This window comes from Serratia odorifera (genome assembly GCF_041448735.1).
GTDB lineage: Bacteria > Pseudomonadota > Gammaproteobacteria > Enterobacterales > Enterobacteriaceae > Serratia_F > Serratia_F odorifera.
Map to the genome: position 1 here is coordinate 1 of NZ_JBGMUT010000001.1, position 15,457 is coordinate 15,457.

The 15,457-nt window shown below is 57.1% G+C and carries 13 protein-coding genes, 2 tRNA genes and 2 other RNA genes; 7 read left to right on the forward strand and 10 right to left on the reverse strand.

Features of this window, described 5'->3' with window-relative positions:
• The first annotated feature begins 27 nt into the window (after positions 1-27).
• From ACCC84_RS00005 to pnuC, 6 genes are all read left to right on the forward strand, one after another.
• Positions 28-150: non-coding RNA, RtT sRNA (locus ACCC84_RS00005), on the forward strand.
• A gap of 58 nt (positions 151-208) precedes the next feature.
• Positions 209-284 (forward strand) — tRNA-Val (locus tag ACCC84_RS00010).
• 6 nt (positions 285-290) lie between these two features.
• Positions 291-366: transfer RNA gene (locus ACCC84_RS00015), tRNA-Lys, on the forward strand.
• A 72-nt stretch (positions 367-438) separates the two neighbouring features.
• Positions 439-569: non-coding RNA, RtT sRNA (locus tag ACCC84_RS00020), on the forward strand.
• A 376-nt stretch (positions 570-945) separates the two neighbouring features.
• Entirely contained in the window at positions 946-2,007 is a 1,062-nt protein-coding gene (gene nadA / locus ACCC84_RS00025; RefSeq protein ID WP_371901437.1) for a quinolinate synthase NadA, read from the forward strand.
• A 27-nt stretch (positions 2,008-2,034) separates the two neighbouring features.
• The gene (gene pnuC / locus ACCC84_RS00030) at positions 2,035-2,760 is read left to right on the forward strand and encodes a nicotinamide riboside transporter PnuC (protein ID WP_004965765.1); all 726 of its coding nucleotides are present in this window, start codon (positions 2,035-2,037) and stop codon (positions 2,758-2,760) included.
• Positions 2,761-2,793: 33 nt separating this feature from the next.
• Here pnuC and zitB read toward each other — a convergent pair whose 3' ends face one another.
• From zitB to ACCC84_RS00050, 4 genes are all read right to left on the reverse strand, one after another.
• Entirely contained in the window at positions 2,794-3,744 is a 951-nt protein-coding gene (gene zitB, locus ACCC84_RS00035) for a CDF family zinc transporter ZitB (protein WP_371901438.1), read from the reverse strand.
• Between the two features lie 3 nt (positions 3,745-3,747).
• Positions 3,748-6,951 carry an ATP-binding protein gene (locus ACCC84_RS00040; protein ID WP_371901439.1) on the reverse strand — a complete coding sequence of 1,068 codons (3,204 nt, stop codon included), beginning with the start codon at positions 6,949-6,951 and terminating at the stop codon, positions 3,748-3,750.
• Complete coding sequence (locus ACCC84_RS00045) at positions 6,951-7,556, reverse strand: response regulator (RefSeq protein WP_004965759.1); 606 nt, start codon at positions 7,554-7,556, stop codon at positions 6,951-6,953. Before ACCC84_RS00045 ends, ACCC84_RS00040 begins: the two co-directional genes overlap by 1 nt.
• Positions 7,557-7,634: 78 nt before the next feature.
• Complete coding sequence (locus ACCC84_RS00050; protein WP_004965756.1) at positions 7,635-7,964, reverse strand: protein YbgS; 330 nt, start codon at positions 7,962-7,964, stop codon at positions 7,635-7,637.
• Positions 7,965-8,193: 229 nt separating this feature from the next.
• Between ACCC84_RS00050 and aroG the strand changes: the two genes are divergently transcribed.
• The gene (gene aroG / locus ACCC84_RS00055) at positions 8,194-9,249 is read left to right on the forward strand and encodes a 3-deoxy-7-phosphoheptulonate synthase AroG (RefSeq protein WP_004965752.1); all 1,056 of its coding nucleotides are present in this window, start codon (positions 8,194-8,196) and stop codon (positions 9,247-9,249) included.
• 60 nt (positions 9,250-9,309) lie between these two features.
• Here the strand turns inward: aroG and gpmA are convergent, their stop codons facing one another.
• From gpmA to ACCC84_RS00085, 6 genes are all read right to left on the reverse strand, one after another.
• Positions 9,310-10,062 (reverse strand): 2,3-diphosphoglycerate-dependent phosphoglycerate mutase, encoded by a 753-nt coding sequence (gene gpmA / locus ACCC84_RS00060; RefSeq protein ID WP_004965750.1) that lies wholly within the window; start codon positions 10,060-10,062, stop codon positions 9,310-9,312.
• 200 nt (positions 10,063-10,262) lie between these two features.
• The gene (locus ACCC84_RS00065) at positions 10,263-10,604 is read right to left on the reverse strand and encodes a PsiF family protein (RefSeq protein WP_004965748.1); all 342 of its coding nucleotides are present in this window, start codon (positions 10,602-10,604) and stop codon (positions 10,263-10,265) included.
• 314 nt (positions 10,605-10,918) lie between these two features.
• Positions 10,919-11,962, reverse strand: coding sequence for a galactose-1-epimerase (galM, locus tag ACCC84_RS00070; RefSeq protein WP_198774142.1), 1,044 nt, complete (start codon positions 11,960-11,962; stop codon positions 10,919-10,921).
• Positions 11,956-13,107, reverse strand: coding sequence for a galactokinase (gene galK, locus ACCC84_RS00075; protein WP_004965743.1), 1,152 nt, complete (start codon positions 13,105-13,107; stop codon positions 11,956-11,958). The genes galM and galK overlap by 7 nt, the downstream gene beginning before the upstream one ends.
• Positions 13,108-13,118: 11 nt before the next feature.
• Positions 13,119-14,168 carry a galactose-1-phosphate uridylyltransferase gene (gene galT, locus ACCC84_RS00080; RefSeq protein ID WP_004965741.1) on the reverse strand — a complete coding sequence of 350 codons (1,050 nt, stop codon included), beginning with the start codon at positions 14,166-14,168 and terminating at the stop codon, positions 13,119-13,121.
• 297 nt (positions 14,169-14,465) lie between these two features.
• On the reverse strand, positions 14,466-15,287 hold the full coding sequence (locus ACCC84_RS00085) for a CPBP family intramembrane glutamic endopeptidase (RefSeq protein ID WP_198774143.1): 822 nt from the start codon (positions 15,285-15,287) through the stop codon (positions 14,466-14,468).
• Between the last annotated feature and the right edge of the window lie 170 nt (positions 15,288-15,457).

Below are 15,457 nucleotides of genomic sequence, written 5' to 3' on the forward strand. Positions count from 1 at the left end.
CACGACCCACCAATTCTTAACGGATTGGCAAGCGTTGAGTCGGAAAGGATGAGAACCGTCAAGGTTCGAGTCGAGCGTAAGCGAGACAACATCACCCAGTGATGGCCCGAAGGGCAAGGCGCAAGCCGTGTCATCCTGCACGACCCACCAATTCTTAACGGATTGGCAAGCAACGGCTTCAGACGGATTAGCAGTAAACCACGTCAGTGGGTGATTAGCTCAGTTGGTAGAGCATCTCCTTTACACGGAGGGGGTCGGCGGTTCGAGCCCGTCATCACCCACCACTGCATGGGTCGTTAGCTCAGTTGGTAGAGCAGTTGACTTTTAATCAATTGGTCGCAGGTTCGAATCCTGCACGACCCACCAATTTAGAAAAAAGCGCCTTTAGGCGCTTTTTTTGCATTTGAGCTCGGTGTAATCTCGAGCGCCGACCTACCATAAGCAAAGATGTCGTGTGGGTGAGGACCTGCGTTCAGGTTCGACAAAATCGCCGGGAGCGATTTTGAACAGCGCTTGCGCTGGCCCGCAGGGCGAGGCCAACGGCCGAGTCAATCCTGCACGATTTCTTCTACCCGTAACCGCACTCTTTAGGCGCTTTTTTTGCATTTGAGCTCGGTGTAATCTCGAACGCCGACCTACCATACGCAAAGATGCCATGCCAGATACCTAGGTTGAGGTTCGCCAGCATCTCCGCTACCCGGCAAGCTCGTTGATACCAGCCGCCAGTACCCTGACGCATTGTTGTTTAAGTAAGGCAGCACCGGCTCGGTGATGACTGCAAATGGCGCCTCATGTTCTGCAAAATAAACATTTTTCGCCAATAGATGAAAATTACAGCGACTTTTTGCTATGAATTAGGTATTTTGTTTAGTATGTAAAACAAGGGCGCGAAGAGGATAGCAACACAGGTCCGGCAGGCGCCCAGCCTAGCACGAGATGACGGTGATGAGTGAAATGTTTGATGTCAACGCGGCGATTTATCCTTTCCCGCCCAAACCGGCAACGCTGGACCAGGCGGAAAAAGCCTTCTATCGCGAAAAAATAAAAAAGCTGCTTAAACAGCGCGATGCGGTGATGGTCGCGCACTATTATACCGATCCTGAAATCCAGGCATTGGCGGAAGAAACCGGTGGCTGCGTGGCGGACTCGTTGGAAATGGCACGTTTTGGCAGCCAGCATCCGGCCTCGACGCTGTTGGTGGCCGGCGTAAGGTTTATGGGCGAAACCGCCAAAATTCTTAGTCCGAAAAAAACCGTGCTGATGCCGACGCTGTTTGCTGAATGCTCGTTGGATCTCGGTTGCCCTGAAGCAGAATTCAATGCCTTTTGCGACCAGCATCCGGACCGTACGGTGGTGGTTTACGCCAACACCTCCGCGGCGGTAAAAGCGCGCGCCGACTGGGTAGTGACCTCCAGCATCGCCGTTGAACTGATTGAACATCTCGACAGCCTGGGGGAAAAAATCCTCTGGGCGCCGGATCGCCACCTCGGTAATTACGTACAGAAACAAACCGCTGCCGACGTGCTATGCTGGCAGGGTGCCTGCATCGTTCATGACGAATTTAAAACCCAGGCGTTGCTGCGCATGAAGGGGTTATATCCGAACGCGGCGGTACTGGTGCATCCGGAGTCACCGCAGGCGGTGGTAGAACTGGCTGATGCCGTCGGCTCCACCAGCCAGCTGATTCAGGCCGCACGGCAACTGCCGCATCGGCAACTGATTGTTGCCACCGATCGCGGTATTTTCTACAAAATGCAGCAGGCATGTCCGGACAAAGAGCTGTTCGAAGCGCCGACGGCGGGCGAGGGTGCGACCTGCCGCAGTTGCGCGCACTGTCCATGGATGGCGATGAACGGTTTGCAGGCGATTGCCGAGGGGCTAGAGCAAGGCGGTGTACAACATGAGATCCTGGTGGATAGCGCACTGCGCACCAAGGCGCTGATACCGCTCAACCGCATGTTAGATTTTGCCGCACAGCTGAAAATGCAGGTTAAAGGGAACGCATAAAACTCACCACGAGATAAGGAAGGCCAGATGAGCTTTTTCAGTACCAGCAATATCATGGTGCACATCCCGTTGGGTGCCGGTGGCTACGATCTGTCGTGGATTGAAGCCATCGGTACCCTGTTCGGTCTGCTATGCATCTGGTATGCCAGCAAAGAAAAAATCATTAACTACCTGTTCGGCTTGATCAACGTTACGCTGTTTGCGGTGATTTTCTTCCAGATCCAGCTGTACGCCAGTCTGTTGCTGCAGCTGTTCTTTTTTGGCGCCAATATTTACGGCTGGTATGCCTGGAGCCGCCAGACGGCGGATCATCAGGCGGAGCTGCAAATTCGCTGGCTGTCGCTGCCAAAGGCCCTCGGCTGGGCGCTGGTATGCGTGCTCGGTATCTTGCTGATGACCTTCAACATCGACCGGGTATTTGCCTGGTTGACGCAGATTGCAGTGGCGGTGATGCAAATGCTCGGTATACAGGTACAGCAGCCAGAGCTACAGCCGGACGCCTTCCCGTTCTGGGATTCCACCATGATGGTGCTGTCGATTGTGGCGATGATCCTGATGACGCGCAAATACGTTGAAAACTGGCTGCTGTGGGTGGTAATTGACGTTATCAGCGTAGCCATATTTGCCTATCAGGGAGTTTACGCCATGGCGTTGGAATACGTGATCCTGACGCTGATTGCGCTCAACGGTTCCTGGCTGTGGATACGTAGCGCGGCCAGGAACCAATCCCGACCGCTGTCTTCAGGCGAGTAAACCGCTAGGGGCGCTGCAATGCGCCCCGTTGGCTCAATGGTGATGCCCCAGATGAGAATGTGAGTGTTCACTCGGCTCTGGGGCGCGGTTGATACCGCAATCCGGCGCGTCACAGTGTTGGTATTCCATCTGAATGGTGGCATGGCCAATCTGGTAATGCATCAGTAAATAGGCTTCGATACGCCGCAGCAGCCCGTCATGATCGTGCGGTGGAATAACCTGGGCATGCAGCGTCATCAGTCGTTGCTCACCGATTTGCCACACGTGCACGTGGTGAATATTCCGCACCTCCGGCAAATTCAGGCACAGGTCTTTTTGCAGTTTGGCGATATCCACTTCTTGCGGTGTCCCTTCCAGCAGTTCATGGAAACTTTCTTTCAGCAGTTTCCAGGCGCTGCGCAATACCAGGCATGACACCAACACCGACAGGATCGGGTCAATCGGCGTCCAGCCGGTAGTGAGAATGACCACCGCAGCGGCAATGGCTCCGACCGAGCCGAGCAAATCCCCCAACACGTGCAGCGCAGCGGCACGAACGTTGATGTTTTTTTCTTCACTGCCGCGATGCAGTAACCAAAAGGCGAACAGATTGGCCAACAGGCCGGCGATAGCAATAATCAGCATCGGCGTGCCCATTACCGGCTGTGGTTCGAAGAAGCGCCGTATCGCCTCCCACAGAATGAATACCACGATAACCAGCAGTGCAGCGGCGTTGAGAAACGCGGCCAGGGTGGTCAGTCGCAAATAGCCAAAGGTGTGGCGTGCATTGGGCTTGCGTTGCGAAAAGTGCACGGCCATCAGTGCCACCAGCAGGGCCGCGGCGTCGGTGAGCATATGTCCGGCATCCGCCAGCAGCGCCAGCGAACCGGAAAGCAGTCCGCCGATCGCTTCGGCGATCATAAAGACGGCAGTGACCAGAAAAGCGGTCAGTAGGCGTTTACTATTACTGTCTTTCGGCAGGTGAACGTGAGAGGTTTCCGACATCTGTTATCCCTTTGCGTGATAAAAACATGATTCGCCAGCGCTGAGCAGGCTATCCAGTCCGCTCAGTATTTCTGCCACCGACGCCATCATATCAGTATAGGCATCTGGCGCTAACCGTTGCGCATGTGCGGCATCGATCACCTGTTGGCACGCTTGGGCCGCCTGCGGCAGTTGCAGTATCAGCACACTGCCCTTGATGCGATGTGCCGCCTGGCCCAATAGCGCCCATTGCTGCCGCTCGGCCGCCTCGCTGGCACGCTGACGATCTTCGCGCAGGGTGGCCACTAGCGTGGTTGCCAGCTTGTGTTGCATCGCCGGGTGGTGGCCGGCCATGGTGGACAGTACGTTTTTTAGGTCAGTAAGGGCTGACTGCGATCTTACCCCAGGTGCGGCCTGAGACAACAGTTGACCAAGGACCGCCAGCGGGATCGGTTTGGTCAGCAACCGATCGACCGCCAGCGACTCGGCTGGAATACGGGTAAACTCCTGCACGTCGGCCGAGCACAGCACGATTTGGCTGGCGGCCAGTCCACGTCGTTGCTCGTCGCGGCGTATTAGCCGCGCCAACGTCAGGCCGTCTGGACGAGGCATATTGTAATCGATAAACAGCATGGCGAACGGCTGCTGACGGTGGGCTTTCAACAGGTCATGGCCGCGTTCAAATAGCGTGGGCGCAAGGCCGAAGTGCTGTAACTGGCGTTGCATCAGCAGCAGGTTGGTTGGGTGGTCGTCAATCAACGCCACCCGCAGCGACGGGGTGGGTAATGTCGGCGGTGTGGCCTGTGGCAGACCGTCTGCCTTACTCTCCGCCAGCGAGGCAGGGATAACGACATGCACCTGGGTGCCAACGCCGGCCTGTGATTGCAGCTGAATATGCCCGCCCATTTGCTCGACGATCTCTTTACAAATCGACAATCCCAGCCCGGTGCCCTGTACTGAAATGCGCTGGGCGCTGCGCGCGCGATAAAACGGCTGGAAAAGCCGGTCAATTTCACCGGCGGCGATGCCACAACCGCTATCGGACACGCTCAGCCGTAATTCTCCCCGTTGCGCCTCCTGCGGCTGCCAGTCCAGGCTGATATCAATGTTGCCGCGAGGGGTGAATTTGATCGCATTGTTGATCAGATTATTCGCTACCTGGAGTAAACGCTCACCATCAAGCATCAGTGCGACAGGCAACGTCTCGCCGAGATGAATCTCCAGCGTCACCGGCCGTTGGCCGATCAGCGGACGATACAGCGCGCCAAGGTGCTCCGCCCAGGGCCGCAGTGCCAGCGCCTTCGGAGCCAAAGTCAGCGAGCCGGTTTCCAGCTTGGCGTGATCCTGCAGGTCATTCAGCAGGTTCAGCAATGAGGATGCCGAACTGTAGATCACCGGCAGGCTGCCGGCCGCCGATGGCTGTTTCAGCTCCAGTTCCAACAGGCCGAGGATCGCATGCATCGGCGTACGCAATTCATGGCTGATGGTGGCGAGGAATTTACTCTTTCTGCGGTTTTCCGCTTCGGCTTGTTGCCGCGCCAACTCCAGCTGCGCTCGCTCACGCCGTTCGCGGCGTTGTTGAATATAACGGCGTAGCAGCAAGAGCAGTAACAACGCAACGCAGGCACCAAGCAGCGCCAGCAGCCAGGTAGTTTGCGGTTGCATGCGGTTATCATTCACTGCGTCAATTAAACTGCTGCGATCGACGATCCATTCGTCGCGCAGCGATTGCAGCGTTTCGGCCGGGATCTGCATCAGGTTTTTATCGATGATCGCCAGCAGCAACGGCTGGTTCGGCTGAACGCCGAAGGCGATGGGATAAGCAACGTTATTGGCGGCAAACGCCAGCTTGATGGCACCAGAGTAACGCGAAAGGGCAACGAAATTGGCTGAAATGATATTGTCGATCAGGGCATCCAACTGCCCATTGGCCAGCGCGTCGTACATTGCTTTGCCGTCATTGAAGGCAATGGCGACACCGTCGGCCGGGATCAGGCTTTGCCCGAGGTCGCCGCGCACAAAGCCGATGCGCTTGCCATGCAGGCTGCTCCAGCCTGAGACGCCGCTGGCATATTGGCCGATGTACACGCCCCATAACGCACGGTGGATAGGCATGCTGGCCGCGTAGCGTGCCTTCACCCCGTGCGCCAAAGGCAGGGCGATACGGAAACTGGCATGGCCGTCGCTCACCAGCCGGTCGGCCTGCTCGGCATTGCGCGCCCAGCGGGGAACAAACTGCATGCCGGTATTTTGCGCAATGATATTGAGGATATCGATGGCATAACCGTGTGGTTGACCATCGGAGCCGCGATAGGCAAACGGGAAATCGTTCTCGATGGCGGCAAAGGTCACGCTGCGGTGCCGATCGACCCACTGCTGCTCCATTTGGGTCAGATCGGCATTGCCGCTGTCCAGGTAGCTGGGGATTTTCTTACTCCAGCGACGTTGGATGGTATTCATCAGCTCCATTGGGGTGTTGGCGATAGCGGTATTCAGCGTGGTTATTAATGAGCGGTTGGCTGCCGCAAACACAAACGATAAATTGCCAAGATTGACGCTGCTTTCGATTTGGTAGAGTTGCCCCAATTGCAGCTGATCGAGGATAAAACTGGCGCTGGCTTCGTCTGCGATAAAATAGTCGCTGCTGCCGTTGAGCAAGGCGTACACCGCCTGCAGATTATTTTCGTAACGTTGCAGGTGCGACGTTACCGCCTGGAGCGCCGAACCGGCCTGCATATCGGTCAGGGCGCCGATGGCGACGCGCGCATCGGCGGAATTGAGCATCACCTGACGCTTATTGGCACGATCGCGCAGCACGCGCAGATTACTGACGTAATACGGCTGCGAAAGCGTCAAACCGTGCAGCGCCGCGTGTTGCGGTATGCCGTACAGCAGATCGATGTCGCCGCGCTGCAGTGCCTGCTTTAGCTGCGGCAGGTCGGCAAAGCCATAAATGGCGAAGCGAATGCCCGTCACCTGTTGAATATAGTCGAGGTAATCGGCGTTCAAACCGTATAAATCCTCATCCACCAGAATGTTATAAGGGCTGGTATTTTCACTGATGATACCTACCCGTACGGTACGCTCACGCCAAGGCGTTTTTTCTCCGGCGATCAGCATATTGGTGGGGAGGATCAGATTGCTGATCAACTGGTAGCGCTGCGGCGGCTCGGCTCGCGCGGTGCCGCACAGGCATAACAACAGCAACAGCAGCAGCCAGCGGTGCATTATGGCGTCAGCTCTTTGAACACCGCGACCAGTTCAAGCAGGTTACTGGCGCCGGTCTTGCGCAGGATGTTCTTTTTGTGGGTGCTGACGGTCTTGTTGCTGATGTTCAGCATTGCGGCGATTTGCAGATTCGACAGTCCCTTGCTGAGTAGCCCGAGCACCTGCAGCTCTTTCGGCGTCAACTGGGGGCTGTCGGTTGCCGCTGTCTCGTCAGTCGGCAGGTCGGCGGGAAAGCCGCTTGCGCCGCCGAGCACCGCGTCGATCGCCTGCACCAGCTGTTCCAAAGGCTTGCCCTTGTGGACGAAACCGTTGGCGCCGGCGCTGTAGGCCATACGTGCATACACCTCTTCTTCCTGCGCGGTGTAAATCAGCATCGCCTGTTGCGGATAATGACGGCGAATTTTTTTCAGCAGTTGCAGGCCGTCTACCTGCGGCAGACCAATGTCCAGAATCACCAGATCAAAACGGTTGGCCGCCAGCTCGCTCAGCGCCTGCGTATCGTTATGTACGGCGTGCAGCGCATAGGCGTGGGGGGAAGTCATCAGCGCCGCTTCCAATGCGACATGAACCACCGGGTGGTCATCTACCAACAATAGAGAGTGCATTATGGTGCTCAAGTCAGAGAGTCCTGAGCGTTAGCATAACGAAAAAGGGGAGCGGATGCTCCCCTGGATCGCCGTCGATCATTGCCGGGGCGGCTGATCCATCCCTTCTTTTTCAGCCTGATCCTTTTTTTGCGGATCCGGGCAGCGGCCGTCTTTGCACATTGCACGTTTGTGCATTTCATCCTTGCTCATGTTCTGACTGTTGTTCTGTCCATTGCTTTGGCTGTCGCCGTTGGTGTTGATTTGGCTGTTATCAACGTTATTGGGCGGCATGGCGTCTTTAGCCCCTTCGCTTTTGGTCATATTGGCATGGCCATTATTGCTGTTGGAGCCGCTATCTTCTGCCAGCGCCGCGCCGCTGGCCAAGGCCATACACAGTGTCAGGAGCAGGGTCGCAAGTTTATTCATAATGTTTCTCCATCATTGTTACAGATTCGTGACTGATGGTGAGCGGCTGTATGCTGTGGCCGCTCGCTGAGCTGCCGTTAATTGGTAAGTTTAGTTTATATGTCATGACGATCAACCAGACAGCTCTCATTCAGCTGGTCAAAGGTGATTTACAGCGCCAGTCGCACAGGCTAGATTGGTTGGATCTACGCATTGCGAATTACCCCTGTTGATACCGAATGGAAATGTTATGACCTACCAAAACGACGACTTGCGCATTACAGAAATCAAGGAACTGTTGCCACCGGTGGCGCTGTTGGAGAAATACCCGGCCAGCGAACGGGCAGCGGAAACGGTGTCATTGGCGCGTAGCGCAATTCATAAAATTCTCCGTGGCAGCGACGATCGTCTGCTGGTGGTGATCGGGCCGTGCTCGATCCATGACACCAAAGCGGCCAAGGAATACGCCGCTCGCCTGCTGACGCTGCGTCAGGAACTGCAAGGCGAGCTGGAAGTGGTGATGCGCGTTTATTTTGAAAAGCCGCGTACCACCGTGGGCTGGAAAGGGCTGATCAACGATCCGCTGATGGACAACAGCTTCCAGATCAATGAAGGCCTGCGTCTGGCGCGTAAGCTGCTGCTGGATATCAACGACAGCGGGCTGCCGGCAGCGGGGGAGTTCCTTGACATGATCACCCCGCAATACCTGGCGGACCTGATGAGCTGGGGAGCGATCGGCGCACGTACCACCGAGTCTCAGGTGCACCGTGAGCTGGCGTCCGGCCTGTCCTGCCCGGTGGGCTTCAAGAATGGCACCGATGGCACCATTAAAGTGGCGATCGACGCCATCAACGCTGCCAGCGCGCCACATTGCTTCCTGTCGGTGACCAAGTGGGGGCATTCCGCCATTGTCAACACCAGCGGCAATGGCGACTGCCATATCATTCTGCGCGGCGGCAAAGAGCCAAACTACAGCGCGGCTCACGTCAAGGCGGTAAAAGAGGGGCTGGGCAAAGCGGGTCTGCCGGCCAACGTGATGATCGATTTTAGCCACGCTAACAGCAGCAAACAGTTCAAAAAGCAAATGGACGTCAGCGCTGACGTTTGCCAGCAGATTAGCGGCGGCGAGAAAGCGGTGATCGGCGTGATGATCGAAAGCCATCTGGTAGAAGGCAATCAGAATCTGGAAAGCGGCGAACCGCTGGTTTACGGTAAGAGCGTTACCGACGCCTGCATCGGTTGGGACGATACCGAAACCGTGCTGCGCAATCTGGCCGCGGCGGTAAAAGCCCGTCGTAGCCTGTAAATTGACGGCATAAAAAAAGCCCCCGGCGCAAACCGGGGGCTTTTTATATGGGGGCGAAAATTACTTCGCTTTACCCTGGTTGGCGACGGCAGCGGCTTTCGCAGCGATTTCGTCGGCATTGCCCAGGTAGTAGCGTTTGAGTGGTTTGAAGTTTTCATCGAACTCATACACCAACGGCACGCCGGTCGGGATGTTCAGCTCGAGGATTTCATCTTCGCTCAGGTTGTCCAGGTATTTCACCAGCGCACGCAGGGAGTTACCGTGGGCGGCGATGATCACGCGCTCACCGCTTTTGATGCGTGGCAGGATTTCAGCGTCCCAGTAAGGGATAACGCGATCGATGGTCAGCGCCAGGCTTTCGGTCAGTGGCAGTTCGCTTTCGGTCAGCGCTGCGTAACGCGGGTCATGGCCAGGGTAGCGCTCGTCGTCCTTGGTCAGTTCTGGTGGCGTTACCGCGAAGCCGCGACGCCATTGCTTAACCTGCTCGTCACCGTATTTTTCTGCGGTTTCCGCTTTGTTCAGACCCTGCAACGCACCGTAGTGGCGTTCGTTCAGCTTCCAGGATTTTTCGGTCGGCAGCCAGGCCTGATCCAGTTCGTCCAGTACGCTCCACAGGGTGTGGATCGCGCGCTTCAGTACGGAGGTATAAGCGAAGTCGAAAGCGAAACCTTCATCTTTCAACAGCTTGCCAGCTGCTTTCGCTTCGGTGCGGCCTTTATCGGACAGATCAACATCATACCAACCGGTAAAGCGGTTTTCGTTGTTCCACTGGCTTTCGCCGTGACGCACCAGAACCAGCTTAGTTACAGCCATAGCTTAACTCCTTAATAATCTGACAGTTCAATGATAACTAATATCATTATATTGCCGCCATGGTCGGCGCGGCAATCGATAGTGTTAAACCATAGCGAATTTATTGCCGTTTAGTAAGGGTTGGCGTGCGGAAAAGCTGAATCGTTCAGGCGGCAAAACAGGGATGACGGCGCGCAGTAGCGCGCCGAGGGGCAAGGCGGTCAGGCGGTTTTTTTCAGGCAACCGCTCATAAAGGATTTGCGCTCTTCACCTTTCAGGCTCTTCTTGGCGGCATCGGCGTTGCAGCTCTTCATTTTCTGCTGCTGTGGCGTTAGCGCCTTATCGGTAGTCTTGTGGCCTTCCGACTTCAGGCAGGTGCTCATAAAGGTGGAGCGATCGGCGCCTTTCAGTGATTGAGTGGTGGCTTGCTGATTGCAATCGGTCATGCGTTTTTGCTGGGCTGCCTGCGCCGGCGACGGCGTTTTGGCCGGCGTTTCGGCTGCCATCAGGGTAGTGCTCAACAGTAAACCGGCCAGTAATGGGAGTGCAGTAATCAGTCGCATAAGTGTTCCTTCAGCTATTAACCGGGCTATACAGCCGTTGTTGCCGCTGCCTCGTTGCTGGCGCTGCCTGTCTGCTTCGACGCCGAACCGGGCGGTTGCCGAAACGGAGCTGGCTGCCGCCGCGATGCACCATCAATGACGGGCGGTATAAAGACCGAAAATTGTGACGTTGCACAAGACGTTGTGCCTATCACGGTAGCCTGATTCTAGTGTGCGCCTGACGATAAGGAAAGGCGGCAGAGGGGGGCGTGGGCAGGGAAAACGGTAAGGATTTATAACAGTACGCCCCGCACCGCATGGCACGGGGACGCCGATCATAATGCAAGAAACTGATAATGGGTGGCGCTGCGATAGGTTTGCCCTGGCTGTAGCCAACAGCTTGGCTGCGGCCACTCTGGGTGATGCGGGCTGTCGGGCAGGAACTCGCTTTCCAGCGCCACGCCGGCGTAATTGGCATAGCTGCCGCCGTCACGTGCCGGTACGCCGCCAAGGTAGTTGCCGCTGTACAATTGCAGCGCTGGCGCGTCGGTGAACACGCTCATTTTTACCTTGCCGTCCGCAGACCACAGGTGTGCCGCCGGGTTTGCCAACGCGCCGCAGCCAGTATGCAGCAGATAGGCGTGATCGTAGCCTTTTACCCGTTGCTGGTCGCGATCGCGCAGCAGGTCCTGCATGATGGTTTTTGGCTGACGGAAGTCCATGCCGCTGCCGCTGACCTCGTTGAGCGGCGCGCAGGGAATGCCTTCGCTGTCGACCGGCAAATAACGATCGGCAAACAGTTGCAGCGTTTGCAGACGCGCATCCTGACCGGCGCCGTCAAGATTAAAATAGGCGTGGTTGGTGAGATTGACCGGGCACGCCCGATCGGTCTGCGCCTGATAGCGGATTTCCAACCGGTGATCGTCGGTGAGGTGGTAGCTGACGCTGACCTGCAGATTACCGGGGAAGCCCTGATCGCCATCGGCCGAATGCAGTTGATAGACCACCTGCTGCGCATCCTGGCTGGCAATCTGCCAGCGGCGGGCGTGAAACCCCTGCGGTCCGCCATGCAGCTGATGTTCGCCCTGATTGGCGACCAATGGGCAAGGCGCGCCGTCGACGGTCAGGCTGGCGTGGGCGATGCGGTTGGCGTAACGGCCGACGGTAGCGCCAAGGTAGGCGTCCTGCCGTGGATAGAGCGCCGGTGACGCGCATCCCAACAGCAGCTCGCGCTGTGAGCCGTCATGCAACGGCAGCAACGCAGACAGCCAGGTCGCGCCCCAGTCCATCAGCGTAATGCTCATGCCGCCGGCGTTTTGCAGCGTCGTCAGGGTAAACGGCTGGCCGTCGGGGGCCAATAGGTCGTCATGGTTCAGCATCGGCCGGCTCCTTGTGAAGCAGTGCAGATATAGAAGGTTTCCTGTAGTCCGTTGGTCAGTTTAGGATATTCGCGCTGTACCGTGCTACGAACCGCTTCCACCAGATCCAGCGGCATCAGCGCGACGATACAGCCACCAAAGCCACCACCGGTCATGCGAACGCCGCCGCGATCGCCAATCACGCCTTTCACGATCTCGACCAGCGTGTCGATCGGCGGTACGGTGATTTCAAAGTCGTCGCGCATCGACGCGTGCGATTCGGCCATCAGCACACCGATTCGCTTCAGATCGCCGGCCGCCAGCGCCTCCGCCGCTGCCAGCGTGCGTTGGTTTTCACTGATTACATGGCGCGCACGCTTGGCCACCAGCGGATCCATTTCATGCTGGATCGGGAAAAACAGCGCCGGACTGACGTCGCGCAGCGCCTTGACGCCAAAGAAACGGGCTGCCGCTTCGCACTGCTTGCGGCGGGTGTTGTATTCGCTGTCGACCAGTCCACGTTTGACGTTGGAATTGATGATCACCACCGCAACATCCGCGGGCATTGGTACCGCGCGCGTTTCCAGCGTGCGACAGTCGATCAACAGGGCGTGATCCTTTTGGCCGAGGGCGGAAATCAGCTGATCCATAATGCCGCAGTTACAGCCGACGAACTGGTTCTCCGCTTCCTGGCCGTTCAGCGCTAGTGCCACACCGTCGAGCGGCAGCTGGTACAGCGCCTGCAACGCCTGGCCGACGGCCACTTCCAGCGAGGCTGAGGAACTGAGGCCGGCCCCCTGGGGCACATTGCCGCTGATCACCAGATCCGCACCGCCAACGTCGGCGTTGCGGCTTTGCAGATGTTTCACCACGCCGCGCACGTAATTGGCCCATTGCAGTTGTGGATGCGCTTCGATAGCGGCGTCGAGGGAAAATTGATCCAGTTGATGATGGTAGTCGGCGGCCAGCACGCGGATCTGGCGATCGTCGCGTTTGGCAATGCTGATTACCGTTTGATAGTCGATGGCACAGGGCAGTACGAAGCCGTCGTTGTAATCGGTATGTTCGCCGATCAGGTTCACGCGACCGGGAGCCTGGATGGTCATGGTCGGTGCGTAACCGAAGCGTTCGCTGAAAACGGTTTGTGTCAGGTTTTTCAAACTCATTATGCGGTTCCTTACTTCACTTGGGCTTCACGGTAATGAATATCGCTAACGGCGCGCAGGCGTTCGGCGGCCTGTTCGGCGGTCAGGTCACGCTGGGTTTCCGCCAGCATCTCGTAGCCCACCATAAATTTGCGCACCGTGGCTGAGCGCAGCAACGGTGGGTAGAAGTGGGCATGCAATTGCCAGTGGCGGTTATCCGCCTGGTTGAATGGCGCACCGTGCCAGCCCATGGAATAGGGGAAGGAACACTGGAACAGATTGTCATAACGGCTGGTCAGTTTCTTCAGCGCCAGCGCCAGATCGGCGCTTTGCTGCGGGCTGAGTTCGCTAATGCGCTGCACTGCGGCCTTTGGCAGCAGCAGCGTTTCAAACGGCCAGGCGGCCCAATAGGGCACCACCGCCAGCCAATGTTCGGTTTCTACCACCGTACGACTGCCATCGGCCAGTTCACGTTGCGCATAATCCACCAGCATCGCCGAGCGATGCTGCGCGTAATATTCACGCTGTAGTCGGTCTTCGCGTTCGGCCTCGTTGGGCAGGAAACTGTTGGCCCAGATCTGGCCGTGCGGATGCGGATTGGAGCAGCCCATGGCTGCGCCCTTGTTCTCGAAAACCTGTACCCACGGGTAGTCGCGCCCCAGTTCGGCGGTCTGCGTTTGCCAGGTTGCCACCACCTGTTCCAGCGCCGCCAGCGTCAATTCGGGCAGCGTTTTGCTGTGATCCGGCGAGAAGCAGATCACCCGGCTGGTACCGCGGGCGCTTTGGCAGCGCATCAGCGGATCGTCACTTTCTGGCGCCTGCGGGGTATCGCTCATCAGGGCGGCAAAATCGTTGGTGAACACATAGGTGCTGTGATAGTCGGGATTCTGGTCGCCGGTGACGCGGGTATTGCCGGGGCACAGGAAACAGTCCGCATCATGCTGCGGCAGCGTTTCCGGCGCCGAAGCCTCTTGCTGTCCTTGCCACGGTCGCTTGGCGCGGTGCGGCGAAACCAGTACCCACTGCGCGGTCAACGGGTTGTAGCGGCGGTGTGGATGATCGATGGGATTAAAGTCCGTCATGTCGTTTCCTTCAGCATGCTTGCACAGCGGTGTGTAATCGCTTCCAATTCACCGTTGCCCGGCGTCGGCCGGATGGCGTTGTCTATTTAATGGCTGAAAAGATAGCATGCTCGCGGCAATAAAAAGGTGATCCAGCGCGAAAAATGGAATCGTTTACACGGGCTGGCGTCCAAGTGTGACAAGGTCAATCAGATTCTTTAATTGGCGTATATCATCACGGTGAGCAATAGCGAAGCGATTGGTGGTAGCGTTTTCATCCATATTATCGGCAGGAAAATCCCTGCCGACGTGTACAGTTTATGGATGTTGATAGAGCGGATAGGTGAAAAACAGCAGGTGGATCAGGTTGAGGCCAAAATGCAATGCGATAGGCAGCCATAAACGGCCGCTCCACATCCAGGCCAGGCCATAGATCAACCCGCTCAGCGTGGCGAAGGTCACCATCAGCATGCCGGCGGGGAAGTGTGCCGCACCGAACAGCAGCGATGCCACGATCAGCGCCGGATAGGCTCCCAGCCACGCGCCCAGCCGCTGTTGCAGATAGCCGCGGAATAACGCTTCTTCCGCCATCGACACAAAGAACAGATTGGCCATGCTAAAGGTCAGGATCCAGTACGGGAAATGAGGTTCTATTTTGAGTCCGCCGATCGCCACCGCCACCAGCAGCAGCAACGGAACGCTGGCGAACAGCCCCAGCCAGGCCCCAACGCCGACGTTTTTCTCCGCCTTGCCGGCGTTGAACAGGGTGGGCAGACAGGCAAACAGCAGGAACGGTATCAGCGCCTTGTCAAAGTTGTAGTACATATTGAACGGCGCGCTGAGCGGGCCGGCTTTCACGTTCTCTATCGCCAGCGGATTATTGAATCCTGGCAGCAGATGAAAGAACAGCGCGACGCAGCCGGCGACCAGCAATGCTTCCAGCACGCTGGCCAATCCGCGCTGTGAGCGGTAATGATGGCGCAACGCGGCCAACCCGGCGAGAACGGCCATACAGGCCAGGCTGGACGGCGTCAGTATATGATGATAGATGCCCATGCCCGTCGCGGCAGCCAGAATGCACCAGGCAATCAGGCGATTAAATGGCAAAAAAAACAACGAAGCCGATAGTACGCCCCACATAATCGTATCCCTTTAAAATTAATACACGGCGCTCATTACCGAAGGCAGTCATTGCGATCTCGGCATGTAATGAGCCAATGAAGTGAGAGTAAACCGGATAGTAACATAAGCAAATGCCCGACAAGGTCGGTGCAGTGAGCAATTAGGATAAAACGCCGGCCGAGGCGGCT